Source organism: Acidobacteriota bacterium, from assembly GCA_009691245.1.
Classification (GTDB): Bacteria; Acidobacteriota; Terriglobia; order 2-12-FULL-54-10; family 2-12-FULL-54-10; genus SHUM01.
Genome location: SHUM01000027.1, coordinates 15,844 through 42,430 on the forward strand (window position 1 = coordinate 15,844; position 26,587 = coordinate 42,430).

Sequence of the window (26,587 nt, forward strand, 5' to 3'; positions counted from 1 at the left end):
TTCGAATCGATCATCCGCATCATGGATCGGATGAACATGGACGCCACGCTTGCCGCGGCGCTTAGTAAACTGATCGGCCTCTATTTTGCCGAAGGCAATTTTAATGGCGCGGCCGATAAGCTCGAAACGCTGGTGGCGATTGATCCCTACAACCCGGAAGCGTCCAGACTTCTGGAGAAATTACGCGGGCAAATTGAAGATAGAAAGTTTCAGGCCCTTTCGATACGCCTTGGTTTTGCCCCTGCGGAGTCTGGATCGAATCCTTCGTTTCACGTGGATGAACGCACGACTCCAGCCCTTTCTGATTCTCTTGCGGCAGAGTCTGGAATGCAGCCCCCTAGCGACCGGCGGGCACAGGAAGCATCCCCCAGTTCACTCAAGGATCTGATGCTGCAGGCCGAAATTTTTTTGCAGTACGGGATGTCTGACAAAGCTCGTGAGCGGCTGGAGCGAATCGCCAGGACATTCCCGGGGGAAGCGGAGCGGAGCGATGAGTTGCGAGCGTTATTTCAAAGGGGTGGAATTCTCAACATTCCAAGTCCAACGGCCGCGCCGCCAGTGACGACGTCGGCGGACACTCCCGCTGAAACCAGAGATATCCGCGCGGACTTGAAGAAGATATCCGAGATCAGCCGCAATCTATCGCGACAAGGCACCATAAAGGCAGTAATTTCAACGGCGGTGAATGACCTCGGAAGATTTCTTCAGGTCAGCCGTTGCGTGGTTGGACTGGCAGCACCCAATCGCCCACCCAGCATGGTCATGGAGTATATCTCGCCGGGCATCAAGCATGGTCATGGAGTATATCTCGCCGGGCATCAAGTCCTCCGATGGTGCTAGCTTAGGTCGCCTGGTGATGGGCATTCAGCAAACGATCGCGGGAAAGAATTTTCCAATGGTTGCTGAAAACGCATCTGAATCTCCCATGCTGGTGGGACTTCAGGAGGCACTGAAGCTGCTGGGTGTGGAATCGCTTGTGGCTGTTGCCTTGCGCGATGGCGAACAGGATATCGGCATCCTTGTCGTTCAAGAGTGCGGGAAGCGCAGGACATTTCGCGGTAACGATCTGGCGGCGCTGGAAGCGATCTCCGAACAGATTGTCATGGCGGTAGCCAATGTTCGTTTGCGCAATTTGATGAAGGCGCTGGCGGTAACCGATGAGCGCTCCGGCCTGTTGGCCCGTGATTCGTATCTGACTTGTTTGGCCTCGGAGGCCGAACGAATGCGAACACAGAAGTCGCCGTTGACTGTGGGTCTATTGCAATTTGTTGCCGTAGCGCAAGCAAATGGCGGAAAAAAATCCGAGGGCAGCCGAAAAGCGGAAGACCCAACTCTCGATGATTTCATTCAGCGCTTCTCCTGCAACGTCATGCAGCAACTGCGTCAGAATGATATCGCATTGAAGTACTCCTCGCGAGTGCTCGCGCTGGTGCTTCCCGGCGCCACCACCAAGGACTCCGCTCCGGTGATGGAGAAGATGCGGCGGCTGGCCATTAACACCGCGTCGGGAACGGGTACGGCGCCGCCGGAGATCATTGCGGGCTTCGCGGAAGCCATCCGCGAGGGGACCATGGATAATGTGGACCGGGTTACGGAGTTGATCAATCGCCTGGAGTGGGCTCTTGATGATGCAGTGAAGGAAGGCGGCTCCAATGTGAAAATCGTGAGTCCGCCGCTAACCCCCTAACCCAGGCGAATACTGAAATCAGCTAAGGATCTGTGAAATTAAAGGCAGCAGAACGGACAAGGGTATGAAGCAACGAGAACTGCAGGGCGAATTGAGCGCCGCCGGATTGCGGCTGGCCGTGCTGGTTGGCCGCTTCAATTCATTTGTAACGGAACGGCTCCTGAGTGGCGCATTGGATGCGTTGACGCGTGCTGGCGCTAGCGACGTGGACGTCGTTCGCGTGCCGGGTGCAATGGAAATCCCCGTGGCCGCGCGCCATCTGGCGGAAACGGGAAATTATGACGCCATCGTTTGTCTGGGCGCGGTGATTCGGGGAGACACTCCGCACTTCGATTATGTTTGCGCGGAGTCGGCGCGCGGGGTCACGCAGGTGATGCTGGAGACCGGCATTCCGCTGGCCTACGGCATCCTCACCGTGGACAGCTTGGAGCAGGCTGTGGACCGGGCCGGGTTGAAGTCCGGGAACAAAGGCTTTGACGCGGCTATGACCGCCATTGAAATGGGCAATCTGGTGAAGAAGATTTATGGCAGTACAGAGCAGGAAATTGAAAAGCCAACAGCCCCGGCAGTAAGGACTCGCGCGAAAGGCCGGACGCGCAAGTAGACACCCGAGAGAATTGATCGAAACTTTTTTCGCCCACCACGGTCGGTCCGTCGAATTGCCAAACTTAAATGCCTTCTAGAAGAAAAGCTCGAGAGTGTGCCCTGCAGCTATTATTTCAGTGGGATCTCGCTCGCGATCTGCCTGAGCGAATCCAGGAAATCTATTGGACCAACACGAGGCGGTCCGATGATGTGGCGCTGCAGGCAATTTCAAATCGCCTGTTTTACGGTGCCGTCGAGAGTATCAAGGAACTGGATGAGGCGATTCGCACGCATGCCGAGAACTGGCGACTGGAACGCATGCCCGCCGTAGATCGGAATCTGCTTCGGCTGGCGATTTACGAGTTGACCGTGGGAATGGAAAATGAGCGGACGCCACCGGCGGTAGTCATTAATGAGGCGTTGGAGATCGCCCGCCGCTACAGCGGCGAGGCATCGATCCCCTTCATCAACGGCGTACTAGACGGTATGCGCAAGAGTCTGGGATCTGCCGAGGCCAAGCAACCCTTGGGAGCCGCTGAGGAGCAATCCTAAGCAGGCTGGTCCTGTTTTTTTGCTAGGGCAAGCAGAGCAGGCAGGTCGTGGATGCTCTCGGCATGGAGCAGTCGCGGATGCGGATTGAGTGTTTGATGCTCCAATTCCCAGGTGTGCGGGTGGGGAACAAAGATGGCCCAGAGCCCCGCCGCCATGGCCGGAATCACATCTGACCGCGGACTATTGCCAATCATCACCGTGTCGTCGGCAGTAAGATCATGCGCGCGGATCAGGTCATGATAGGCTGCCGTATTCTTTTCTCCGGTAATGACCACGCGATCAAAGTAACGGTGCAATCCGGAGCGACGGACCTTCCCGGACTGTTCTTCAAAATCCCCTTTGGAAAATACCAGAAGGCGATACTGTTCATGCAACGACTCCAGTATTTCAACGACACCGGGCCTTAGGTCCATCGGGTGTTGGATCAGCTTCACGCCAATCCCCTCGATGCGCCGCAGATACACCGCCGCATCCTTACCCTTATATAGCCGACAGCAAGTCTCCTTCAGCGCATAGACGAAGTTGCGCGTGCCATAACCGCCCGTCGGAATACACTCCAGCTCGACGGCGGTGAGTAGCGCGCGCACCCGCAACACATCTGGAGCGAATGGCGACACCAGCACGAGGAACTCCTCAATGGCCTGCTGAAAATAGATATTGTTTTCCCAAAGCGTGTCGTCGGCGTCGAAGATAAGGCAGCGGGGCATATCTTTTCAAGACTAACGTAATTAAAAAGACTGGGGCAGGGAATTCGCCAGGTATTGTTGCCGCGACCGACGAGGGAGTAGTTGCATTTCACGACTATTGTCGACCGTTAAACGTGTCCGCTCCCTCTCGGTCGCGGCTCTGTTTATCGCTAGAGTACCGCCAGTCCAGCGGAGATGAGATTTCCATCCAGATCAAACTGAGCACGAAAAGTGAAGGGCGAATCACGCCGATTCGCGGGGCGAATGAATTGCAGATCGCGATACTCCACAACTTGCTTACCATCCCGCTCCTGGGATGTAACCCACGGAAACCGGGCAAACCAAAGGTAGGTTTGCAGCGCCGGAAGCGCGTGTAGCTTTTGCTCGTTGGGAATGGGATAGGTGTTAGCGAAATGTTCCGCCGAAGCATTGCCGCGATCAGTCAAGTCGATGGCGAAGCGCGTAACGCCTGTGTCGGTTTGCACCAGGCCGCTCCATTTCAGCAACGACGGAGGAGCGGGCAGCGCCGCGATGCGCAGGGCCGTCAATTGATTGCGAGCCACCAACTGTGCGACTCGGTCGAGCGCAACCTTATGTGCGAATCCGCAGGCCGCCAGATATAGAATCATCAAACCCAACCCTGCCTGACAGTATCGCGACTGAGGCCACGCTTTTGCCCGCGTGAAGCGCGGCAGAGCGAAGGCGGTGGCGAAGATGGCAATGCTGACGGCGATGGCGCCGAGCGATAAGGGAACTCCTACTGCATTCACCAGAAACCACGCGGCGATGGCGCCACAGCTGAGTGCCAGCCACATCATCCAGGCTCGCTGCCAGCTTCGACGGTAACCTGTCCGGCGCGCGCCGTGCTCAGGCTGCGACCAGGCCGACGCTACCAATTGCGGGATCAGAACGATGGCGCCCAGTGTGAGATCAATAATAAAAACCATGTCGAAGGTATAGCGCGCCATGCTCACCGGCTGGAGGATCATGGTGCCATATGCGGTGATCAAATCGAATAGGATGTGCAGTGCTAAACCGGTCCCGTAGGCTAATGCCAGAAGTTTCCAACGTGATTTCGCGTCTGATACCGGAGAAGTGAGACGGACGGTGGCCAGTGCCAGAAGCAGAGCGAACGCAGGCAGCGCGATAATTGAATGGGTGATGCCGCGGTGAAACTCCAGTTGAAAAAGTTCATCCGCGGTCAGCCAGCCGCCGATCATGTCAAGATCAGGAGCCACGGAACCGATGATTACGGATCGGCGTACCAGCCGGTTATCTGGCTGGTCGCAGAAGGCTTTTCCAAGCAGCGCTCCGGCCACGCCGTGTGTAATGGTATCCACAGAAAATTATAAGGTCAAATGGGAATGGATGCGAACAGCCCGCTCCGCCTGGAAGCGGGCCTGCTCAAGAAAGCGTGATTTACCGGAAGCGGTAAGTGATGCGGCCACGGGTCAGATCGTAGGGCGAAAGCTCCAGCGTAACGCGGTCGCCAGGAAGGATGCGGATGCGATTCTTGCGCAGCCGTCCAGACAGATGCGCCCGCACGAGCTGCTTTTGCTGCTCCAGCTCTACGTCGAACACCCCGCCGGGAAACTTTTCCACTACGGTGCCGCCGACTTCTATGCCTTCCTCTTTCAAATCCTCTGTCGGCTTCTTATCTTTCTTATATTTTCCTTTGGCCATAGACTCCCTGATCCCAATCCAATCGCACAGCGCTTAGTTTGTCGCCCGCAGCCACTTCTACTCTCAACCGCCAAGCGCCCTCAAACGATAAGACACTGGTGGATGCGGAAAGCGCTGTCCGACGCAAGCCCTATCCTATCACTGTGTCTGCATGGAGTCGAGATACGCGGAGCATTCTTCCGCGCCTCCAGTTGCGTGCAGGAAAAATAATCTTGCCCGAAACTTGACGCGATGGCACTAATTTCAGCAGAATCAGTTGATATGGCTCGCATTGAACGACAGGTTAATCCCACCGCGGAACAGATAAAGGCTGCGCAGTCGCAGCATCGCATGGTATTCGATGCGCCGCAGATACCGCCATTTGACCAGGGCAATCTCTCGTTTCTGATGGATCATCTGGAGAAGATGGCCAGTTTGGAGAATCGGCGTTTGAAGGCCAAGGCAGCCGGCGAAACCGAGCGCGTTGCCGACCTCGCTGCCAGTCAGAAGAAGCTGGCGACAAGCGATGGTGCAGGGCAATTGAAGAAGTTTGAAGTCACGCGCTGGAGCCGCATCGTTGCAGGAGCGCTGACGCAGGGCGTGGTGCTGAGTCTGGTCATGTCACTGCTGATGCTGGCCTTCACGCAACGCTGGACCTGGTCGCCGCTTTCATTTGTGGTGATGCCGATCATGTGGATCATCCTGATGTGGAATCTGGCGCCGCCCGTCTTCGGAGGGGCGCCATCGCCCAAACGCGCCCGCAAGCTGGCCAAGGCGCTCGGCAAGCGCATGCAGACGGCTGGCGTATATTCGCTCGTCGCGCGACCTTGGATGACGGCGCTGGTTTTATGGCGGATACCGAAGCAGATGCTGGCAGTCTATCGGGCAAACAAATCCGCAGGCAAAGCAGCCAGAAAATAGTTTTGCGGTATATCTAGCGAAACTTTCCACCTACGAACACTTCATAATGTCACGAATTGGGCATTACTCCATTAGAGAAGTGGACATGGAAACTCCCAATCAATTGAGCTAAACTTACGGTCTAAGGTGCTTATAGGCGAGTGTAGGCCTGTGGCAACCGCTGGAACATTGAATTGGAGGAACCCTTTTTGGCCACACCGCCGCCCCCCGCACCGAGGCCCGCACCGCCAGCCGCGCCGGCTGCGGGACCAATGATCCTGCCGACTCATATGATCATGGGTCAAATGCTGCGTGTCTCGCCGCGCATCAGTGACTTGATTTTCTCACCCGGCCGGCCGCCCCAAGTGGAGTTGGACAACAAGCTCACCGCGGTCAAGATCGATGGTCTTCCTTTTCTGCGGCCTGAGGACACCGTGCGTATCGCCACGGACTTGATCGGCACCAACAAGTCTGCCTTTGAGAAGTTACGCACCGAGGGATCGTGCGACATCTCCTACAGCCTGGCCAAGTCGGCTCGCTTTCGCGTAAACATTTTTACGCAGCGCGGCTCGTGCGCCATTGTCATGCGCGTGATTCCCTCGGAGGTCCCCAACTTCGAGACGTTTAATCTTCCACCCACGCTACGCAACATTTGTAATTTGAAAAATGGCATTGTGCTGGTTACCGGACCCACCGGATCGGGAAAGTCCTCCACGCTTGCGGCAATTATCGATAAGATAAACAACGAGCAAGCCATCCACATTGTCACCATCGAGGATCCCATCGAGTTTCTCCACTCGCACAAGCTATCCACCATCCACCAGCGTGAGCTGCACTCGGATACGCCCAGTTTCGCTCTGGCCATGCGCGCCGCCCTGCGTCAGGCGCCCAAGATCATCATGGTGGGCGAGATGCGTGACCGCGAGACCGTGGAAATCGCGCTGGAGGCCTCCGAGACAGGCCACCTGGTTTTCTCGACGCTGCACACCACCGATGCCTCCAAGACGATCGAGCGCATCATCGGCGTGTTTCCGCTGACTGATCAGCATGTTATCCGCACACGTTTCTCGAAGATGTTTCGCTACATCGTCTCGCAGCGCCTGATGCCCAGGAAAGGCGGGGGACGCGTAGCTGCAATGGAAGTTCTGATCTCCACCATGCGCACTCGTGAATACGTGGAAAAAGGCGAGCAGGAAGGCAAGACGCTGGTGGACGCCATGGAAGATGGCACACTGGAAGGCATGCAGCACTATGACATGGTCATCGAACAGCAGATTCGCGATGGCATTATTGATATGGAGACGGGCCTGTCCTATGCCACCAACGCCGGAAATATGCGCCTGAATCTTTCCGACTTGCTCGATGATACCCAACGCGATCTAGCCAAAGCCGAGGCGGACGCCGAAGCGAGACTAAAGTCAGGCAAATCCGGCAAACAGGGTCGCGAAACTGAGTTGGAGATTGAGCGGCTCTAGGGTGGCCAGATTACACCGTGTCCGGTTTCGGACAACTATCCGTCCATTAAATACATCCGATCTGTAGACGCAGCGTTCGTTGCAGGAGGCAGTTTGCGAATTCCGTGCTGGTCCGCCATCACACATTTATTCGCAACAGGAGTTCTTGGTGGCGCCCTGCTGACTCAGGTTGGCGCCACCCAGGTGCCTTCCGCAGGAGCTGCCAGCGAGACTATTGTGGATGAGGTCAATGTCATCCGCGTCGATGTGTCGGTGGTCAACGTGTTGTGTACCGTCCGGGATCGCAAGGGCGGACTGGTGGACACCTTGGACAAAGCGGCCTTCGAGATTCGCGAGGACGGCAAGCCACAGCAGATCGTTTACTTTTCCCGCGAGAATAACATTCCCCTCACCGTGGGGCTGCTCTTTGATTCCAGCGTCAGCCAGGAGCGTCTGATTCCCGCCGAGCGTGAGGCCTCGGAGCTATTCTTCAACACTTTCCTTCAACCGCACGATGCGGCGTTTCTCATCGGGTTCGATGCCTCTGTTGAACTGCTTCAGGATGTATCCAGCAGCAAGGACGATCTGCGCGATGGTCTTGGGCACATTCGCGTGCATGGCGGGTCCCCTGCCGGCCTCGGACCGTTTCCTAGCATCAGTATCGGCGGAACGCACCTGTTCGACGCAGTTTTTCTGGCGGCTGAAGATGTGATCGCGCGCGAGGCCGGTCGTAAGGCGCTGATCCTGATAACGGACGGCCAGGATCAGGGCAGTAAAGTATCGCTCGACCGCGCCCTCCGGGCCGCGCATGAAGCCGATGCGATCATCTATGGAATTTTATTTGTGGATCAGTCGTTCTACGGTTCGCGCGGCATGGGTGCAGGTTACAGCGGCGATAGCACTCTCCGCAAAATGGCGGAGCAGACCGGTGGCAGAGTGTTCCGCGCGGATAATGATACCGAACTCAACCGAGCATTTAATGAAATTTCCCAGGAGCTGAGGACGCTGTACAGCATCGGCTATTCGCCCACCAACTCCGCCCAGGATGGCAGTTTCCGCAAAATCGATGTCCGCACGAAGACCGGCGGCATGAAGGTCCAGGCCCGCAAAGGCTACTACGCGCTTGATGGAAGCGAGCTGCGCTAGGGTATCCGGCTCTGTAAAAGTCAGCGCTCCACAGCCAAGGCAAAAGCATTGCCCCCGCCCAGGCACAGTGCAGCGATGCCGCGCCGAGCCTGCCGCCGCTCCATCTCGTAAAGCAGAGTGGTCAGAATACGTGCGCCGCTGGCTCCAATCGGGTGGCCTAGCGCGACAGCTCCACCATTGACGTTCACTCGTTCCGGGTCCAGATCGAGTTCACGAATGAGTGCCACCGACTGCACGGAGAAGGCCTCGTTTAGTTCGTATAGATCCACTTCATTCCGCATCCAGCCGGTCTTCCTGAGAATTTTTTCGATAGCCACAACCGGGGCCATCATCACCATCATCGGTTCGATACCGCTGGCAGCCTGCGCTACCACGCGCGCCAATGGGCGTAATCCATGTTTCTCCGCCAAGGACTGCGAGGTCACCACCAGCGCCGCCGCACCATCGTTCATGCCGGAAGCATTGGCGGCCGTAACGGTGCCGTCTCTTTGGAAGACAGGCTGCAAGGCGCGCATGGCCTCCAGACTCACATCCGCGCGCGGGGATTCATCGCGATCCACTGTCTTGGGCACTCCTTTCTTGGATGGGAGCGGTACGGAAAGAATCTCCGCGTGGAAGCGTCCGGCATCAATCGCGGCCATTGCTTTGCGATGACTGTGGAACGCGTACTGATCCTGCTGCTCGCGCGTAATGCCGTACTTCTCCGCGACGGCCTCTCCGGTGCAGCCCATGTGACAGTTGTGAAAAGCATCGGTTAGCCCGTCGAAGACCACTGAGTCGATCATTTCGCCGTGGCCGAGCCGGTAGCCGTCGCGCATCTTGCGCAGCAGAAGAGGCGCGTTGGACATGGACTCCATGCCGCCGGCGACGATCATCTCACTGTCGCCGCATTGGATCGCCTGCGCGGCCAGCCCAACGGCCTTCAAACTCGACCCGCAGACTTTATTGATGGTCATCGCCGCCGCTTTGTCCGGGATGCCGCCGTGCCGCGCCGTCTGCCGCGCCGGATTCTGTCCCAGCCCAGCCGAGATCACATTGCCCATGATCACTTCCTCGATCAGCTCCGGGGGCACACCCGCGCGCGTTACAGCCTCGCGCACCACCAGCGCGCCCAGCTCCGTGGCGGACAGCTCAGCCAAAGCGCCAAGAAATTTTCCCACCGGCGTGCGCACGGCGCTCAATATTACCGGTTGATCATTCATGATGGGAACCTCTTCAGAGCAGTCTTCGCCGTCCATATTAACATTTCAGATGACGGCTGCGGGTCACAGCAGAATTTTTAACTCGAGTGGCTGGAGTGAAGCTTGGGGACATGGTAATATGGTTGGCAGGTAGAGTAGTTACAACCAATGTGGGCGGCTAGCTCAGCTGGGAGAGCGCTGCGTTCGCAATGCAGAGGCCGCCGGTTCGATCCCGGCGCCGTCCACCATATTCTTCAATAACTTCCGGGATAACCGTTTCCGTGAAAACTCCATTTGTGTCGTGCTTTGTGTCATAACCTACTGGCTCATCCTTGGGTTGGGCCGCTGGCGTGCGGTTCAGGGAGTCCAGGGCGCGGCGCTTCGCGTCCAGCCGAACGTGCGAATAATGCTCCAGCATCTTCCGGGAGACGTGGCCAGCGATGGACATGATTACAGTCTCCGGGGTCTCCGATTCAGCAAGCTCGGTGATCGAATGATGGCGCAGATCGTGGAAGCGAAAGCCGGGAATACCGGCTAGCTTGGTGATCCGCCTCCAGGCCGAGCGCCAGCCATGTGCTGGCTTTGTCGGATCAACGTGTCCCGTCTCGCAGGCTGGAAAGGCGAAGTGATCCGGCTCTGTTGAGCCAAGTTGTTTACCGCGCTCGCGCAACTCCATCATTGCCTGCCACGCCTCGTGGTTGAGCGGTATGACGCGCTCGCCCGCCTCCGTCTTGCTATGGCGGATCGTGAGCGTCTTCTCGAAGAAGTTAATATCCCGCCACTGAAGGCCCTTAATCTCGCAACCGCGCATGGTGGTATTCAATGCCAGAGTCATCGCCAGCCGCGCGCCCTGCCAGCCTTCCTGGGACGCAGCGGACTTCTGTAGCTTGATCTTTTCCCCGTGGCTTAGAGAACGAGAACTCCAGCGATGCAAGCCGGACTCGTCACAAAGCGACTAACCTTCCGCGATGTATTCATGTCCGTATCGCTTTTCTTGCGCTTAACGCTGATCATTTTCCATGTCATCTGGGAGAGGGAATCTTACCCAGGGGAAATTCCGCCGATTTCTATTGCAGCCTAACAACACTGGATGGCGGAAGCACCCGGTCGGTGATGATCGCCAATTCGCGCGGCGCTGCGTTGCCCGTCTCGGCGGCGGTCATCACCTCACATCGGTAAAAATCCGCTTGGATTTCTTGAAAATATTCGCCCGCCGGATTCGCGGAATTCGCGGCGGTGACCAAATCATCTACTTCTCAGGTTTTTTCCACTCCCGCGGAACTTGCGGTTTCCGCGGTCAAGCGTATTACCAGGTGCTGGCTCCGACGGGTTGCGCGCCGATTTCCTGGGCCAGCGCGGAAACCAGATGCACCGTTTTTCCGCCCACCACGGTCATCAGAACTTTGGTATTGGGAATGTCGTTCTCGGGGATCGCGAGGAAGTCGCGGTCGAGCACAATGAAGTCCGCGTACTTTCCCGCCTCCAGCGTTCCCAGGACTTTCTCCCTCAGCAGATAGTAGCCGCCCCAGCGGGTCAGCGCCTTCAACTGCGTAACCCGATCGGTTCGCTCCGCCGGGCCATAAACTTTCTGGTCCTTGTCATTGAAGCGGGTCATGCCTCGATTGATGAAGAAGAAGACCTTCTCCGGAATCCAGCGGTCAATCTCAAAGGTGTGCATCACCCCGGCATCGTTCACGCTTTTTCTGGGGACGGTCCAATTGGCGTACTCCACTCCGTAATTGCGCACGCGGAAGGTCATGTCGTAATCGGTGCGATCCTCCCACAGCACGGTGTTGATCATGCTGGTCATCATGCCCAGATTCTTGAGGACCGGAATCTGGTCCGGGCGCGGCGCGCCGGAGGAGTGGTCGAAGGCGTGGCGCTTGGCGCGGATGTCGTCCAGCGACATGCCGGCCTCCTTGCTGGCCTTCACGATCGAGTCCATGAAGTAGTCAATGTCCTTGTCGCCGCCCGTGTGCATGGTGGCGATGCGTCCGCCGGCGCGAATGATGCGGTCCAGCGTTTCGCGATCCTTGCTGCCGGGCGTGAAGCTGCAGGTCTCCTTGGCCTTCACCTCCGGCTTGGCGTTGATGGTGGTGCATCCGCCGCCGGCGCCCGACCAGATGCCCACGTTCCAGAAGTAATCGCTGCCGCTGCCGAGCAGGCCCGCGACGTAACTCAGCGTATCCACGCTCATGTCAGTTCCGGTGTAGGCCCAGCCCATGCGCGCCGGCAACTCATTTCTGCGATCCAGATATGCCAGCGCCTGAAAATTGCCGTAGGCATAGGTGGAGGATCCAAAGGTGGTGATGCCGTTGGAGGCCCAATACTCAAGGGTGGCCTTCAGCAGCGCCGCCATCTGCGGCGTGCGGCCCTTGAAGAGCACGTCCGGCTCAAATTCACGACCGCTGCGCTCAGTCGTCTCGGGATGAACTTTGCGCGCCTCCTCGAGTCCTTTGGTGTTCAGCAGCACCTGCTCGCCGATGGGCCAGGAGTTGCGCACTCGCGCCGGATTATTCGGAACCAGTTGGTCCAGCTTGGCGCGCGTTACCAGCTTGGGAAACGTGGCGTAGAGTTCATTGGCATATTCAAAGTCCGGCCCCCAGGTGAAACTGAGCCACACCCATTGACCCGGCTTGGCCTTAGCCGCGAGATCCTTCAGCGCGGTTTCCCACTGCGCGATCTGCTGCGCGGCGGTGCCGGTCAGGTAGCGAAATACGATGAAGTCGTTCTGCTCGGGGATGGCGCGCTTCATCGACACCTGATCAATCAGCGCCCAATCGGTGGGATGCTCGTGCGTCATGATGAATCCCGGCAGCACGGTGCGCCCCTTCAGATCCACCTGCCTGGTTTGCGGGCCGGCCAGCGCGCGCACGTCGGCGCTTGTTCCGGTCGAGAGTATCTTGCCGTCACGGATCGCCATGGCCTGCACGATGCTGCCGACATTCGCGGTGAACGTCGGATCGTCCATGGTTACGATCTTGCCGTTATGCACGATCAAGTCGGGATAGCCAAGCTTGGCGGCGATTCCGCGCTCCTGGGCCGATGCACACACGCTGCCGAGGAGCATCCCCAGCACCAAGACAACGATTCGCATAACTCCTCCTTCAATTCACCAAACCGGCCATTGCACCAAGCCGCCATTGCCGACCAGCCAGCTCATTTTTACTTTTGGTATAGCCCGATCCGAGCCGCGCCAGTCATGGCGCGTCCACGATGTACGAAAATACGATGTACGAAAATCTGAATGCTCCTAAACGCGAAACATTGGTAGCGTGCCCGATTCTGGTGGACGCGCCATGACTGGCGCGGCTCGGATACGCCAATGCAGGATTGCTCTACACCGTCATGAAGTTCTTCATCCAGTGCTCGGCGATGTCCTGGTAGCGCGCCACCCAAACATCCTGATGCTTGCGCACATGCTCGAAGAAGCGATCATGCACGCCGATGCGATCGGGAATTGCCGAGCGCATGGGATGGATGCCGTAAGTCAGCGCCTGCGGATATTCCTCGCGGCCCAGCTTGTAATAAGAATCGAAGAAGTCCTTCACAAACTCATAGGCATCGTTGCCGCTGCGGAAGCCCTTCAGGCTGGTAACTTCCGGGAAAATCGCGAAGTCGTTGCTGGTCATGGTACGGTGCGGGATGACCACGATCTTCTTGCCATTCTTCGTCTTGATTCCATAAGGCAGGTCGTCGCCTTTCAGATCGCCGAACCAGAGATAGCCGGCATCGGCGAGCAGGTCCGGCGTGCGGTCGGTACACTTCGCGCCGGGGCTGATCCATCCCACTGGCTTCTTGCCAATCACTTTCTCCACCAACTGCGAGGCGCGCTGAATGTCCATGCGCTCGGCTTCCGCGTTGAGATGCGGAGGCGGCACGCCCTGATCGAAGCTGCGCCCGACGATCTCGTGGCCCTTGCTGTAGAGTTCGCGGAACAGGTCCGGGTATTTATCCACCATGCCTGAGCTGGGGAAGATGGACGCCTTGATGCCGTGCTTGTCAAGCAGCTTGGCGGCGCGCCACACGCCCACGGTGAAAGTGTACTGATCCTGCTCGGACTCGAGCGAGAGATCGCGCTTGTACACGGCCTGCGGATCGGCCAGCGGACGGTTGGCGCTCCACTCCGCGGTCAGATAAACATGCAGGCACAGCGGCCCGCCGTTGGGCCAGTGGATGCGTCCGGGCCGGTCGCGATACGGAATGCGAATCTCCTCGAACGGCCAGCTCGGCCACGGCCCGGCAGCGCCGCCCTCCAGCTTAGTCTGTGCCGGCGCCTTGCGAATGGCCGCCAGCGCCGCTCCGGCAAAGGCGAAGGCCTTGAATATGTCTCTACGTTGCATAGCTCACTCTCTCCTCTGTTTCCCTTCGCTTAAAAGCTGAACTTCAGGGCAAACTGCACTTCTCGGCTGGTGGTGGTTGTTCTGGTAATTACTCCCGCATTTTCCTGCCGCGCGCCGGTGGCGGTGAAGAGATTGCCGCCCGGCAATGCGAAGGTCGGATGATTGAAGAGGTTGAAGATTTCCGCGCGGAACTGGAAACTCTTGGTCTCGCTTACCGGGAATTTCTTGTACACCGAGAAATCGAAGTTCACCAGCGCGGGACCGATCAAGGTGTTGCGGCCTGCGTTGCCGAAAGTGCCGGCGTCCTGCAGGGTGAAAGCCGTGGCGTCAAAATAACGGGTCGGATCGCCGATGAGCGGATTGTTGCTGGCTCCCGGCGCCAGGTTCGGGCGATCAGCGCCGCAGTTGGTAGTGACATTGGAACGGCAGAATCCCGTCAGTGCCGTATAGGGGTTGCCACCCGCCAGGGAGATGATGCCACCCAGGCTCCAGCCGCGCAGGGCGGCGCGGGCCACTGCGCTGTTGCGCTCGCCGGAGGGAACCTCATACAGATAATTCAACGTGAAGTTCTGCCGGGCGTCAAAGTCCGACAAGCCTTTGTCGATGCTGTGCAGGAAGGGATTCATGAACAGCGTGGGAGCGCCGCGCGAATCCGCGCCGGCCTGCGAGGACAGGTTGTCGATGCTCTTGCTCCACACGTAAACCGTCTGAATCTCCAGCCCGTGCGTCGGCCTCATGCGGAAATCCAGTTGCAGCGAGTTGTAGCGCGAGGCTGCCTCGCTGCTGCGCTCGGTGATGGGATTCAGGCGTGGATTCACCAGCGGAGTGGTCGCCGCGAAGAACATTCTGCCGTCAGGAAGAATGGTTGGGAGCCTTGGATTGCCCAGTGAATTGCTCAACAGGCTATAGCCTTTGCTGCCGACATAGCCCACGCGCAGCATTCCGGTGGGAAACAGTTCGCGTTGAACCTCCAGACTGTAGTGCAGCATGGTGGGAGTCTTGACGCCGTCATACTGCACGTGGCTGCCGGTGGGCAGGCTCGACGAGATGGGGAAGCCCAAGCCCTGCTGCACCAGAAACTCATTCGGGAACACTGGCTGCCGGGCGGGCGGCTGAATGGTCAGCGTGCCGCGGTACTGCGGAGCGGGCTGCACGAAAATGCCATAATCACGACCAAGCCACAGGTTGTGATACAGGCCGAAGCCCGAGCGGATGCTGGTCTTGCCGTCCCCGGAGACGTCCCAGGCCAAACCGACACGCGGCGCGAATTGGTTCTTGGTAACATTGAACAGCACCGGCGTGAGTGTGGCATCGGGATCGCGGGCGAGGCTCAGGAAGGCCGCCGTGTGGCCGGCGCGGCGGTCGCGCGGCGAGGTAACGAACTCGTGCCGCAAGCCAAGGTTGAGCGTCAGGCGCGGCAGGATTTTGAAGTCGTCCGCCACATACCAGCCGAGATAGTGCTGGTAGTAGTCGCCGCTGGGATCGCGGCTTGGCAGATCAGCGGTGAAGCGCGCGGGCTGGCCGGCCAGGAATGACTCGATGCTGGTAAACGTATAGGAGCCGCCGGCCACCGTTCCATTGTTGATCCAGTCGCGGATCAACTCATATTCAAAGCCAAACTTTATGGCATGGTCTCCGCGCGTCAGCACCAGGTGGTCATTCAACTGATAGCCGGTGGTGAACCAGTGGCCGGGCGTCAGGCTGGCCTGTCCGAACGGGGTCAGGGCGGAAGATGCGCCCGCGCCAAAGGTGTTGGAGGTGGTGCTGAACTCCATGCGCCCGAAGGGCTGGCTGGGGATGAAGGTCAGCGCCTGCTCCGGGAAGTCCGAGCCGGCCAGTGGCACGCTCTTGGGCACCGCGCGCTTCACGCCCACGCGGGAAATGTTGATCAGCGAGGGGCTCAGGATGCGCGTGTATTGGAAGACGCCGCTGTGCTGCGTGAAGTCGTGCGCGGCGTTGAATGATGGCGTGGAGCCGCGCAGGTCGGGGTCCACCGAGCTGGACTCATCGCGCGTGTAGCGGAAATAAATCGAGTCGTTGTCGTTGATGCGATAGTCGAGACGCCCCATGCCGTAGTCTTCCTGGGTCGGCTTCTTGAACTGGTAGAGAAAGCGGCCGGTAACTCCGCCGGGCAGGATGCCCGCGTTGGGAAGCTGCATCACGTTGGGCGACAGATACGGCATGACTTGAGGCGCCACCGTGATCGTGCCGGTGGGCAGAATCCCACGGCGCGCCGTCTCAGTCAGCACGAAGTTGGTGAACGGGCTGCCGCGGCGCTCGCGGAAACCTTCATAGTTGGCCACGAAAAACGCCTTGTCCGTCCTGATAGGCCCGCTGACCACGCCGCCGAACTGATTGCGGCGCAGGGTGCGCTTCTCGGCGTCGAAGAAGTTCCGGGCGTCCAGCCGGTCGTTGCGCAGGAACTCATAGACCGAGCCATGCATGGTGTTGGTGCCGGAGCGCGTAACAATGTTGATCACCGCGCCGGCGTTGCGCCCGAACTCGGAGGAGTAGTTGTGCGTGAGCACTTTGAACTCCTGCACCGCGTCCACGCCCAGGAACAAGCCCGCCGCGCTGCCGCCGCCGGAGCGGGACCAGTCATTGATCTCGATGCCGTCAAGAATAATATTGTTGGCGTCGATGCGCGCGCCGCTGACCGTCATCCGCGTGGAGAAGCTGGTGTTGGCGGTAACCAGCACCTGGCGAAACGCCTGCACGCCAGCCTGCAGCAGCGCCAGTTGATCGAAGCTGCGTCCGTTGAGCGGCAGCTCGCGAAGCTGGTTGCTGCTGACCAGTCCGGCCAACTGCGCGTTGGTGGTCTCGATGAGCGGGGCTTCCGCCGTTACCACCACCTGCTCGGAAACATCGCCGAGTTCCATCTGGATGTTCACCACGGCATTCTGCCCGACGACCAGGGTGATGCCCTTGCGCACGAATTCCTTGAATCCGGTGAGCGACACCGCCATCTCGTAGCTGCCCACCGCCAGGTCGCGCGCGTTGTAGCGGCCCTGATCGTCGGTGGCCACGCTGCGCTTCAGGCCGGTCTCCTGATTGCTGATCACCACCGAGACGTTGGGCAGCACGGCCGCGCTGGAATCCTTGATGACCCCGGAAATTGTGGCCGAGGTAATCTGGGCGCGGGCCTGTTGGCTGACAGGCTGGCTGACTAGAACAACCAGCATCACTGCCATTGCTAAAAATAAGTTCGCTTTCATTGTGCGCTGCTCCTTAGGCTGGAATAACTTGAAACCGCAACTTCCAGCCACTAGACACGATGCATTTTTGAAAATAGCTCCAATCAACTACGGCTTACTCTTACTCAAACAGCCCATAATTGTCAATGGGGGTTATCTTGTATAGTATTGGCTTTACGAACCGCCGGCGCCGACCGGCAGCGGGTGGGCAGGGCTGGATTGCGCGCGCCAGGAGCTGCGCCAGATGCAGGCCCGGGTGAAAGGCTCGATCAGGATGAAGCTACAGCATGTCGGAGTATGCGGATGCGGGCTGATGGGCGCGGGAATCGCCGAAGTGGTGGCGCGTGCCGGCTACCCGGTGGTTGTGCTGGAAGCAACCAACGAGCTTTGCGAGCGCGGGCTAGGCTCGATCACGCGCAGTCTGGACAAGCTTGTCAGCAAGAGTCTACTGCCGGCCGATGAGAAGCTGGCAATCGTGAATCGCCTGCGGGCCACGGTTGATCCCAGTGAGTTGGCGCACTGCGACCTGATTATTGAAGCGATCGTTGAAGACCTCGACGCCAAGAAGAAGTTGTGGCGCGCCCTCGACCCACATCTGAAGAAGGACGCCATACTGGCCAGCAATACTTCCTCGCTATCGATCCGCGAAATGATGACCGCCACCAGCCGGCCGGAGCGATTCGTAGGCCTGCATTTTTTCAATCCCGTTCCGCTCATGTCCTTGGTTGAGGCCAGCAAGTCGGATCGCACCGACCCGGAAGTCTATCGCGCCGCGCTCGAGTTTGTCGCGGTGCTGGGCAAGACGGCCGTCGAGGTCTCCGATCGTCCCGGCTTCATCGTCAATCGCCTGCTGATTCCCTACCTGCTCGACGCCGTGCGCGTCCTGGAGCAGCGCGTGGGGACCATCGCCGACATCGATCAGGCCATGAAGCTGGGCTGCGGCTACCCGATGGGGCCGTTCGTGCTGATGGACCTGATCGGCATTGACACCACCGTCTCCATCGCCAACATCTTGTTCGCGCAACTCGCCGAGCCGCGCTTCGCCCCGCCCGCGCTGCTGCGGCGCATGGTCGCCGCCGGTTGGCTGGGGCGCAAATCCGGCCAGGGCTTTTACGATTACGCGGATCGCAACTCACCCAAGCCTCAGGATGAGTTACTTTTGAGTTAGTGACTGCGCGCCGGTGTCAGGAGTCAAGGCCATGGAACTTTTCGAGAACCTGAGCATCGAGCGGCGCGATCAAGTGGCCTTGGTAACCATCAACCGGCCCAAGGTGCTGAACGCGCTGAACGCGCTGACGATTGACGAGCTGGCGCGCTGTTTCACGACATTGAAGACAGATGCCGATGTGAGCGTGGTCATCCTGACCGGCGCGGGCGAGCGCGCCTTCGTGGCCGGAGCGGATATCCGGGAGCTTGCCCAGTACACCCCGGAACAGGCCAAGGCCTGCGCGCTGAAGGGGCAGGCGCTGTGCGACAAAATCGAGAAACTCGGCAAGCCGACCATCGCGGCCATCAACGGGCTGGCGCTGGGCGGCGGTTGCGAAATCGCCCTGGCCTGCACGCTGCGCATCGCCAGCCAGACGGCGCGCCTGGGCCAGCCGGAGGTGAAGCTGGGCATCATCCCTGGCTACGGCGGAACGCAGCGGTTGCCGCGCCTGGTGGGGCGGGGCCGAGCGCTCGAGCTGATCCTAACCGGCGAGCAACTCTCCGCCGAGGACGCCCTTCGCTGGGGCCTGGTGAATCGCGTCGTGCCGCCCGATCAATTAATCGCCGCGGCCCTCGAGCTGGCGGCCAGGATTGTCGCCAACTCGCCGCGCGCAGTCTCTCTGGCCATGGAAGCCGTGAACGAAGGACTTGACTCGCCGCTGGCGCAGGGACTATTCCTGGAGGCCAGTCTGTTCGGCCTCAGCTTTTCGACCAGCGACATGCAAGAGGGCACCAAATCTTTTCTGGAGAAAAGGCCCGCGAATTTCGCGAAGCCATGATCCCGCCGGTTTTAATGCCTGTGTAACGAACGCACTGGTAGCCACGGTGAGTGATTTTCTCACCGTGGCTACCAGTGCGGATTAGGATAAGATGTGGAGACGCATGAACGACATTGACCAACATCTCGAGTACCGGCCGGCGCCACTGACTCAGCTCACCGAAGACGAGTTGCTGCTGCAGGCCAGCGTGCGTAAGTTCGCGCGCGAGCGCATTTCCCCGCTCGTGAAGCAGATGGACGAAGAGGCCGCTTTCCGCCGCGAGCTGCTCGATGAGTTCTTTCAGTTGGGATGGATGGGCATCGAGATTCCCGAGCGCTACGGCGGCGCCGGCTGCAGCTTCATGAGTTGCGTGGTGGCCATCGAAGAGCTCGCCGCCGTGGACCCTTCCGCCGCGGTGATTGTGGATGTGCAGAACACCCTGGTCAACAACGCGCTGCTGCGCTGGGGCAACGAGGAGCAGAAGCGCCGCTACCTGCCGAAGATGGCGGCCAAGTTCGTCGGCGCATACGCATTGTCGGAAGCCTCATCGGGCAGCGACGCCTTTGCCATGGCCACAACGGCTGTGGAGCAAGGCGATCATTACATTCTGCAAGGCCGCAAGCTTTGGATCACCAACGCCTACGAGGCCTCCGTCTATCTCCTTTTCGCCAACGCCAACCCGGCGGCGGGCTATCGCGGCATCACCGCCTTTCTGATTGACCGCGACACGCCGGGCTTCCAGGTCGGGCGCAAGGAAGACAAGCTCGGCATTCGCGCCAGCAGCACGTGTGAACTGTTGCTGGATGACTGCCGCGTGCCCAAAGAAAATGTGATCAGCGAAGTTGGACAGGGCTACAAAGTCGCCATTGAGACGTTGAACGAAGGCCGCATCGGCATCGGCGCGCAGATGATTGGTCTGGCGCGTGGCGCGCTGGATCATGCGCTTGCCTACACCAAGGAGCGCAAGCAGTTCGGCAAGGCCATCGCGGAGTTTCAAGGCGTGCAGTTTCAACTGGCGGAGGTCGCCACCAGGATCGAAGCCGCGCGCCTGCTGGTCTATAACGCCGCGCGGCTGCGCGAAGCCGGCAAGCCGTTCCTGAAGGAGTCGGCGATGGCCAAGTATTATTCGTCGGAGGTGGCCGAGCGCGCGTCGTCGCTGGCCGTCGAGTTGTTCGGCGGCTATGGCTTCACGCGCGACTATCCGGTTGAGAAACTTTATCGCGATGCCAAGATCGGGAAGATTTACGAAGGCACTTCCAACCTGCAACTGCAAACCATCGCGCGGGCGATTCTTGGCACTCGTTGAGCATCCGGCGTAAATGCAACGCCTAAATTACCGGAACCTGTTGGAGGCCGTCATTGGAAACCGCGCTGACTCCCTTGGAATTTGCCCGCCGGGCCCGCCGCCTTTATCCCCATCGCGAGGCGGTGGTGGACAACGATCTGCGCCTAACTTACGCGCAATTTTTTGAGCGCTGCGACCGTTGGTCGGCTGCTCTGCAGCGCATGGGCGTGCGGCAGGGCGATCGCGTCGCTTACATCGCGCCGAACACCCATGCGCAACTCGAGTCCTTTTACGCCGTGTTGCAGATCGGCGCCATTCTCGTTCCCCTGAATTACCGCCTGACGCCCGATGATTTCGCCTACCTGATTCAGCACAGCGGCGCTCGAGTGGTTTGCGCGCACTCCGATTATCTGGATGCCGTCGCTGGCATTCGCGCGCAGATACCTGAGGTGCGGAACTTTGTCGCTTTGGAGGGAACGGAAGAAGGCTGGCTGGATTATGAGTCGCTATTGCAGTCCGCGCCAGCCGAGTTTGCCCGGCCTGATATTCTCGAGACGGACATCGCCACCATCAACTACACCAGCGGCACCACTTCGCGGCCCAAGGGCGTCATGATCACGCATCGCAACGCTTTCATGAATGCCGTCGGCACGCTGCTGCACTTTCGCCTTTCCCCCGCGGACCGGTATCTGTGGACCCTGCCGATGTTCCATGCGAACGGATGGACCTTCACGTGGATGGTGACGGCGGTGGGCGGAACTCACATCTGTCTGCGCCGGGTCGAGCCCCGGGCGGTGTTTGAAAAAATCATTGGCGAGCGAATTACCGCGCTTTGCGCGGCTCCCACGGTCCTGATTATGCTGTCTCATGCGCCCGAGGACGTGCGCCGCGGCGCGCAATCCGGCGTTCGCGTGATGACCGCCGGCGCGCCACCGGCCGCGGCCACCATCGAGCGGATCGAAGGTGAGTTGGGCTGGGTGATTACTCATACTTATGGATTGACGGAGACGTCTCCGTTCATCACGGTTTGTGAGCCGCTGCCCGAGCACTTGGGGCTCAGCACGCAGCAGAAATGTGTCACCAAATCCCGGCAGGGCGTCGAGCTGCTGACCTCCGGCGAGCTGCGCGTGGTGACTCCGGATGGCTCGGAAGTTCCCCATGATGGAGCGGCGATCGGCGAAATCACGGTCACCGGAAACGTGGTGATGAAAGGTTACTATAACGATCCGGAAGCGACCGCGAAGGTGATTCGCGACGGGTGGTTTTATACCGGCGACGCCGCCGTGGTGCATCCCGACGGTTATGTGGAAATTCGCGACCGCCTGAAAGACGTGATCATCAGCGGCGGCGAGAATATCTCATCGGTGGAGGTGGAGGGCGTGCTGCTGCGCCATCCCGCCGTGCAGGAAGTGGGTGTGGTCGGCCTTCCGCACGAGCTTTGGGGCGAGACGCCGCACGCCTTTGTGGTGCTGAAGGCCGGGGGACAGGCCAGCGAAGATGAACTGCGCGAGTTCGCGCGAGCCCGCATGGCCCATTTCAAAGTACCCAGCGGATTTACGTTCGTGCCCGAGCTTCCCAAAACCGCCACCGGCAAGATACAGAAATACGTGCTGCGCGCGAATCATGCCGCCGCGAATCAGCGGTAGAATGCGGCGACAGCCGAACATGAATAGCTGAACCCAGATGAGCGACCACCACGACAGACCCGCAACGGAACTTGTTGAAGCAGCGCCGCGTCGCGCGCCGCGCGTGTGGGTGCGCGTGCTGACGGCGGCGGCGCTGTTCGACGGGCACGATGCCTCCATCAACGTGATCCGCCGCATGCTGCAGGCCGAGGGCGCCGAGGTGATCCACCTGGGCCATGATCGCTCGGTCGGCGAGCTGGTCGCGGCCGCCATTCAGGAAGATGTGGACGCCGTTGCCGTGTCTTCTTATCAGGGCGGGCACCTCGAGTTTTTCAAGTTTCTGGTCGATGAGCTGCGGCGCAGGGGCAGTGCCCACATCCGCGTCTATGGCGGCGGCGGTGGAACCATTCTACCGGAGGAGATCGCCGAGCTGCAGGCTTATGGCGTCGCGCACATCTTCAGTCCGGAGGACGGGCGCCGCCTGGGATTGAAGGGCATGGCCCGGCACATTCTGGATGAGGTCGGCGCAAGAGCCGCAAGAGTCGGCGACGCGCCGGATGCGTTGTTGACGCGCCTGGCATCCCAAGACGACGGCCAGGACGACGTCGCCATCGCGCGCATGATCACCTGGATCGAGAACCATCAGGAGGACTTCAGCGCCGAGCTTGCGGACATTCGCAAGAAATTGGAGGCGGCGGCGCAGGCATCGCCCTCGCTCACCATCGGACTGACCGGCACGGGCGGCGCGGGAAAGTCCAGCGTGCTGGATGAGCTGGTGCGCCGCTTCCGGCTGGACAATCCGCTGGCCTCCGTCGGCATTCTGCTGATTGATCCGACGCGGCGCAACTCGCGCGGCGCGCTGCTGGGCGACCGCATTCGCTTGAACGCGATTCACGCGCCGGGAATTTACGTTCGCTCGCTGGCCACGCGCCGCGAGCATCGCGCCATCTCCGCCGCGGTGGGCGATGCCATTGGCGTGCTGCGCGCCGCGCGCTTCGATCTGGTGATTGTGGAAACTTCGGGCATCGGCCAGAGCGATTCCGAGATTGTCGAGTACGTGGATGTTCCCGTGTATGTGATGACGCCGGAGTACGGCGCGCCATCGCAGCTCGAGAAGATCGACATGCTGGAGATGGCCGAGCTGGTGATCCTGAACAAGGCCGACCGGCGTGGCGCGCAGGACGCCCTGCGCGACATTCGCAAGCAGTGGCGGAGAAACACCAACCGGCCCGCGCTGCTCGACGCCGAAGTTCCCGTGGTGGCCACGGTGGCGAGTCAGGCGGACCATCCGGGATTGAATGACGCTTACGACCGGCTGATGGCGCAGGTGGCCGCGAAATGCGGGAAGCGCTTCGCCCGCTCCGCGCGCGCGGCGAGTGGCGAGTATGTTGTCCCAACGCTGCCAACGCTGATTGATCCGGCGCGCGACCGGTACCTGGCCGAGATCGCCGATACCGTGCGCGCCTATCACCAGGAAACCGAGCGGCTGGCCGAGCGTGCCGCCGACGCGCGAGCGATCGAGCGCACCATTAGCATGGTCGGGGCCCAGATCGGCGCAACCGCATCGGTGGAGGGCGGACGAAATCTCGACGACTACCGCGCGGCGGCGCTGGCGGAATTGGACCCGCAACTGCGCCAACAACTGGAAGCGTGGCCGGGCGTTCGCGCGAGCTACGAGTCGGAGGAGCAGTTCTACACGGTTCGCGGCAAGCAGATTCCGGTCGCCAATCATGCCGAGACACTCTCGCATTCCAAAGTTCCCAAGGTGGCGCTGCCGCGCACCAGCGATTGGGGCGAGCTGACTCGTTATCTGCGCAGCGAGAATCTGCCGGGGCGTTTCCCATTCACCGCCGGGGTGTATCCATTCAAGCGGCAGGACGAAAGTCCGGTGCGCATGTTTGCGGGCGAGGGTCCGCCGGAGAGCACCAATCGGCGCTTCCACTATCTGGCGAAAAATCAGGACGCCGCGCGGCTCTCGACCGCCTTCGACAGCGTTACGCTCTATGGCCGCGATCCGCACCAGCGCCCGGACATCTACGGGAAGGTGGGTAACTCCGGCGTCTCCATCTGCACCGTGGATGACGCCAAGAAACTTTACTCGGGGTTTGATCTTTGCTCGCCCTCCACTTCCGTGTCCATGACCATCAACGGCCCGGCGCCGATGATCCTGTCCTTCTTCCTGAATGCGGCGATTGATCAGCAGGTGGAGCAGCACCTCGTCGAAACCGGGAAGCTCGATGAAGCGCTGCAACCCTATGCCGGCAAGAATCTTCCGCGCTATTCTTCCGAGCTTGCGGAGAATCACAGCGGCCTGGGCCTGCGGCTGCTGGGCATTCCGGGCGACGAGGTGGTGGACGCCGAGACCTATCAGCGCATCCGGCGGCGCGTGCTCTCCACCGTGCGCGGCACCGTGCAGGCCGACATTCTGAAGGAAGATCAGGCGCAGAACACCTGCATTTTCTCGACCGACTTCGCATTGAAGATGATGGGCGACATACAGGAGTACTTCGTCGCCAACCAGGTGCGGAATTTTTATTCCGTCTCCATCTCCGGCTATCACATCGCCGAGGCGGGCGCGAATCCCATCAGCCAACTGGCGTTCACCCTGGCCAACGGATTCACTTACGTCGAGCATTACCTGAAGCGCGGCATGAAGGTTGACGACTTCGCGCCGAATCTTTCCTTCTTTTTCTCGAACGGGCTGGATGCCGAGTACACCGTGATCGGGCGCGTGGCGCGGCGGCTGTGGGCCATCGCCATGCGCGAGCGCTACGGCGCCTCCGAGCGCAGCCAGTTGTTGAAGTATCATGTGCAAACCTCCGGGCGCTCGCTGCACGCGCAGGAGATGGCCTTCAACGATATTCGCACCACGCTGCAGGCACTGCTGGCGCTCGAGGACAACGCCAATAGCCTGCACACCAATGCGTATGATGAAGCCGTTACCACGCCCACGCAGGAGTCGGTGCGGCGCGCCGTGGCGATTCAGCTGATTATCGGCAAGGAGTTCGGCCTATCCAAGAATGAGAATCCGCTGCAGGGATCATACGCCATCGAGTATTTGACCAATCTTGTTGAACAGGCCGTGCTGGATGAATTCCACCGCCTGTCGCAGCGCGGCGGAGTGCTGGGCGCAATGGAGACCGGCTATCAGCGCAGCCGCATTCAGGAAGAGAGCATGCACTATGAGTCGCTGAAACATTCCGGCGAGTTGCCCATCGTCGGCGTAAACACTTTTGAAAGTCCTGATCCCGCCGAGGCCTCGGCGCGGCCCAAGGATATCGCCCGCTCGACCGATGAAGAGAAGCAGGCGCAACTGCGGAATCTGGAATGCTTCAAGAATGCCCGGCCCGAGAAAGCGCGCGCGGCGCTGGCCCGCCTGCAGCAGGTGGCGCTGGCGCGCGGCAACGTTTTCACCGAGCTGATGGAGACCGTGAAGTACGCGAGCCTCGGGCAGATTTCCGACGCGCTGTTTGCCGTGGGCGGCCGGTACCGCCGGTCCATGTAGGAAGCTGTGATCCAATCCAATCCAAGCCGCGCCAGTCATGCCGCGGCTCTGATACGCCAACTGTAAAAATAGTCTGGTCGTGGAGATTGCCGGGCAGTTGCATCTCCGGCGAGCGCGCTGCGCTCCTGCACCCACTTCCAGGCGCTGGCGACCATGTCGTATGGTCCAAAAACTCAAACGTCGACCGCGGCGGTACGGATTTCACTTCGGCGGCCAGCCTGATGGTTACCACTACAGGCCACTCTCGCTGCTGCCATAAGAACCAATTGGGGTGTTGAACGGAAGGAGGCGCAGGAACTCTCGCGAGTGTCCATGCCGTGACGAAAATTACTGGCATTTTGTTCGTTTGCTATGCGGCGTTTCGATAGTAATAGTTGAGCATGCCGCCAAGGCGCTGCCGGCGTTGCACCGGGCCCGATGATTTGACGGCATTGATCGGCGTGATCAACCGGTTCCCCAAGCCTTGGTGATTTCGCTCCAGGTGATAGTGGGCCACGTATTCCGTGATCGATCTTCGCAATGCTGTTTCGCTGAAGAAAATAGTTCGCTCCAGGCACGATTCCTTGATGGTGCGGACGAATCTCTCGGCGTGGGCATTCAGGTTCGGCGATCGTGGTGGTAGCTTTACAGATCGAATACCAGTTACCTCCAGAATCTGAAGAAACTCGACCGTAAACAGCGGGTCGCGATCATGAATCAAGAACCGTTTCCCCAATAGAATTCCATCGACCGAATCTGTCAGATTCCGGGCCATCTGGGTCATCCACAGACCATTGACCAGCTTTGCGATGCCTCCGATTTTGACTCGGCGGGTAGAA

19 protein-coding genes, 1 tRNA gene and 1 pseudogene are annotated in these 26,587 nt (G+C 59.7%); 12 read left to right on the plus strand and 9 right to left on the minus strand.

The genetic code is table 11. The annotated features are described in order from the left end of the window. Positions 1-685: 685 nt before the first annotated feature. The 3 genes from EXQ56_08225 (at position 686) to nusB (ending at position 2,824) form a co-directional block, all read left to right on the plus strand. Positions 686-1,687 (plus strand): GAF domain-containing protein, encoded by a 1,002-nt coding sequence (locus EXQ56_08225; protein MSO20438.1) that lies wholly within the window; start codon positions 686-688, stop codon positions 1,685-1,687. Positions 1,688-1,751: 64 nt separating this feature from the next. Further along, entirely contained in the window at positions 1,752-2,291 is a 540-nt protein-coding gene (locus EXQ56_08230) for a 6,7-dimethyl-8-ribityllumazine synthase (protein MSO20439.1), read from the plus strand. 68 nt (positions 2,292-2,359) lie between these two features. Then, positions 2,360-2,824 (plus strand): transcription antitermination factor NusB, encoded by a 465-nt coding sequence (gene nusB / locus EXQ56_08235; protein ID MSO20440.1) that lies wholly within the window; start codon positions 2,360-2,362, stop codon positions 2,822-2,824. Here nusB and EXQ56_08240 read toward each other — a convergent pair. The 3 genes from EXQ56_08240 to EXQ56_08250 form a co-directional block, all read right to left on the minus strand. Beyond that, a complete protein-coding gene (locus EXQ56_08240; protein MSO20441.1) occupies positions 2,821-3,531 on the minus strand; it encodes an HAD family hydrolase in 711 nt (236 codons plus the stop codon). The two genes, nusB and EXQ56_08240, sit on opposite strands and share 4 nt — an antisense overlap. 149 nt (positions 3,532-3,680) lie before the next feature. After that, complete coding sequence (locus EXQ56_08245) at positions 3,681-4,850, minus strand: metal-dependent hydrolase (protein MSO20442.1); 1,170 nt, start codon at positions 4,848-4,850, stop codon at positions 3,681-3,683. Positions 4,851-4,929: 79 nt separating this feature from the next. Continuing rightward, on the minus strand, positions 4,930-5,193 hold the full coding sequence (locus tag EXQ56_08250) for a translation initiation factor IF-1 (GenBank protein MSO20443.1): 264 nt from the start codon (positions 5,191-5,193) through the stop codon (positions 4,930-4,932). 261 nt (positions 5,194-5,454) lie between these two features. On the opposite strand from EXQ56_08250, the gene EXQ56_08255 reads away from it, so the two are divergent. From EXQ56_08255 to EXQ56_08265, 3 genes are all read left to right on the plus strand, one after another. Beyond that, positions 5,455-6,093, plus strand: a complete 639-nt coding sequence (locus EXQ56_08255; protein MSO20444.1) for a hypothetical protein — start codon at positions 5,455-5,457, stop codon at positions 6,091-6,093. A gap of 251 nt (positions 6,094-6,344) precedes the next feature. Further along, a complete protein-coding gene (locus tag EXQ56_08260; protein MSO20445.1) occupies positions 6,345-7,547 on the plus strand; it encodes a PilT/PilU family type 4a pilus ATPase in 1,203 nt (400 codons plus the stop codon). A 9-nt stretch (positions 7,548-7,556) separates the two neighbouring features. Continuing rightward, positions 7,557-8,672: a VWA domain-containing protein gene (locus EXQ56_08265; protein MSO20446.1), complete on the plus strand. Its 1,116-nt coding sequence runs from the start codon at positions 7,557-7,559 to the stop codon at positions 8,670-8,672. Positions 8,673-8,692: 20 nt separating this feature from the next. On the opposite strand, the gene EXQ56_08270 is transcribed toward EXQ56_08265, so the two are convergent. Then, positions 8,693-9,874, minus strand: a complete 1,182-nt coding sequence (locus EXQ56_08270; protein MSO20447.1) for an acetyl-CoA C-acetyltransferase — start codon at positions 9,872-9,874, stop codon at positions 8,693-8,695. Between the two features lie 151 nt (positions 9,875-10,025). Between EXQ56_08270 and EXQ56_08275 the strand changes: the two genes are divergently transcribed. Beyond that, a tRNA-Ala gene (locus tag EXQ56_08275) sits at positions 10,026-10,101 on the plus strand. Positions 10,102-10,247: 146 nt separating this feature from the next. Here the strand turns inward: EXQ56_08275 and EXQ56_08280 are convergent. From EXQ56_08280 to EXQ56_08295, 4 genes and pseudogenes are all read right to left on the minus strand, one after another. Next, positions 10,248-10,688: pseudogene (locus tag EXQ56_08280) on the minus strand (site-specific integrase). 471 nt (positions 10,689-11,159) lie between these two features. Then, entirely contained in the window at positions 11,160-12,950 is a 1,791-nt protein-coding gene (locus EXQ56_08285; GenBank protein ID MSO20448.1) for a hypothetical protein, read from the minus strand. Between the two features lie 241 nt (positions 12,951-13,191). Beyond that, complete coding sequence (locus EXQ56_08290) at positions 13,192-14,196, minus strand: hypothetical protein (protein ID MSO20449.1); 1,005 nt, start codon at positions 14,194-14,196, stop codon at positions 13,192-13,194. A 29-nt stretch (positions 14,197-14,225) separates the two neighbouring features. Continuing rightward, a complete protein-coding gene (locus EXQ56_08295) occupies positions 14,226-17,411 on the minus strand; it encodes a TonB-dependent receptor (GenBank protein MSO20450.1) in 3,186 nt (1,061 codons plus the stop codon). A gap of 253 nt (positions 17,412-17,664) precedes the next feature. Between EXQ56_08295 and EXQ56_08300 the strand changes: the two genes are divergently transcribed. The 5 genes from EXQ56_08300 (at position 17,665) to EXQ56_08320 (ending at position 25,769) form a co-directional block, all read left to right on the plus strand. Then, on the plus strand, positions 17,665-18,558 hold the full coding sequence (locus EXQ56_08300) for a 3-hydroxyacyl-CoA dehydrogenase family protein (GenBank protein MSO20451.1): 894 nt from the start codon (positions 17,665-17,667) through the stop codon (positions 18,556-18,558). A 31-nt stretch (positions 18,559-18,589) separates the two neighbouring features. Beyond that, positions 18,590-19,375, plus strand: coding sequence for an enoyl-CoA hydratase (locus EXQ56_08305; GenBank protein MSO20452.1), 786 nt, complete (start codon positions 18,590-18,592; stop codon positions 19,373-19,375). A 103-nt stretch (positions 19,376-19,478) separates the two neighbouring features. Then, entirely contained in the window at positions 19,479-20,660 is a 1,182-nt protein-coding gene (locus EXQ56_08310; GenBank protein ID MSO20453.1) for an acyl-CoA dehydrogenase, read from the plus strand. A gap of 53 nt (positions 20,661-20,713) precedes the next feature. Next, a complete protein-coding gene (locus EXQ56_08315; protein MSO20454.1) occupies positions 20,714-22,285 on the plus strand; it encodes a long-chain-fatty-acid--CoA ligase in 1,572 nt (523 codons plus the stop codon). Between the two features lie 37 nt (positions 22,286-22,322). Beyond that, complete coding sequence (locus tag EXQ56_08320; GenBank protein ID MSO20455.1) at positions 22,323-25,769, plus strand: methylmalonyl-CoA mutase; 3,447 nt, start codon at positions 22,323-22,325, stop codon at positions 25,767-25,769. A gap of 349 nt (positions 25,770-26,118) precedes the next feature. On the opposite strand, the gene EXQ56_08325 is transcribed toward EXQ56_08320, so the two are convergent. Continuing rightward, positions 26,119-26,532: a hypothetical protein gene (locus EXQ56_08325; protein ID MSO20456.1), complete on the minus strand. Its 414-nt coding sequence runs from the start codon at positions 26,530-26,532 to the stop codon at positions 26,119-26,121. Positions 26,533-26,587: the final 55 nt, after the last annotated feature.

Bases quoted from the DNA above. Each gene is read 5' to 3' on its own strand.
- EXQ56_08225 (MSO20438.1), top strand. From the start codon at position 686: ATGACCTCGGAAGATTTCTTCAGGTCAGCCGTTGCGTGGTTGGACTGG.
- EXQ56_08230 (MSO20439.1), top strand. From the start codon at position 1,752: ATGAAGCAACGAGAACTGCAGGGCGAATTGAGCGCCGCCGGATTGCGG.
- nusB (MSO20440.1), top strand. From the start codon at position 2,360: ATGCCTTCTAGAAGAAAAGCTCGAGAGTGTGCCCTGCAGCTATTATTT.
- EXQ56_08240 (MSO20441.1), bottom strand. From the start codon at position 3,531: ATGCCCCGCTGCCTTATCTTCGACGCCGACGACACGCTTTGGGAAAAC.
- EXQ56_08250 (MSO20443.1), bottom strand. From the start codon at position 5,193: ATGGCCAAAGGAAAATATAAGAAAGATAAGAAGCCGACAGAGGATTTG.
- EXQ56_08255 (MSO20444.1), top strand. From the start codon at position 5,455: ATGGCTCGCATTGAACGACAGGTTAATCCCACCGCGGAACAGATAAAG.
- EXQ56_08260 (MSO20445.1), top strand. From the start codon at position 6,345: ATGATCCTGCCGACTCATATGATCATGGGTCAAATGCTGCGTGTCTCG.
- EXQ56_08270 (MSO20447.1), bottom strand. From the start codon at position 9,874: ATGAATGATCAACCGGTAATATTGAGCGCCGTGCGCACGCCGGTGGGA.
- EXQ56_08285 (MSO20448.1), bottom strand. From the start codon at position 12,950: ATGCGAATCGTTGTCTTGGTGCTGGGGATGCTCCTCGGCAGCGTGTGT.
- EXQ56_08290 (MSO20449.1), bottom strand. From the start codon at position 14,196: ATGCAACGTAGAGACATATTCAAGGCCTTCGCCTTTGCCGGAGCGGCG.
- EXQ56_08295 (MSO20450.1), bottom strand. From the start codon at position 17,411: ATGAAAGCGAACTTATTTTTAGCAATGGCAGTGATGCTGGTTGTTCTA.
- EXQ56_08300 (MSO20451.1), top strand. From the start codon at position 17,665: ATGAAGCTACAGCATGTCGGAGTATGCGGATGCGGGCTGATGGGCGCG.
- EXQ56_08305 (MSO20452.1), top strand. From the start codon at position 18,590: ATGGAACTTTTCGAGAACCTGAGCATCGAGCGGCGCGATCAAGTGGCC.
- EXQ56_08310 (MSO20453.1), top strand. From the start codon at position 19,479: ATGAACGACATTGACCAACATCTCGAGTACCGGCCGGCGCCACTGACT.
- EXQ56_08320 (MSO20455.1), top strand. From the start codon at position 22,323: ATGAGCGACCACCACGACAGACCCGCAACGGAACTTGTTGAAGCAGCG.
- EXQ56_08325 (MSO20456.1), bottom strand. From the start codon at position 26,532: ATGACCCAGATGGCCCGGAATCTGACAGATTCGGTCGATGGAATTCTA.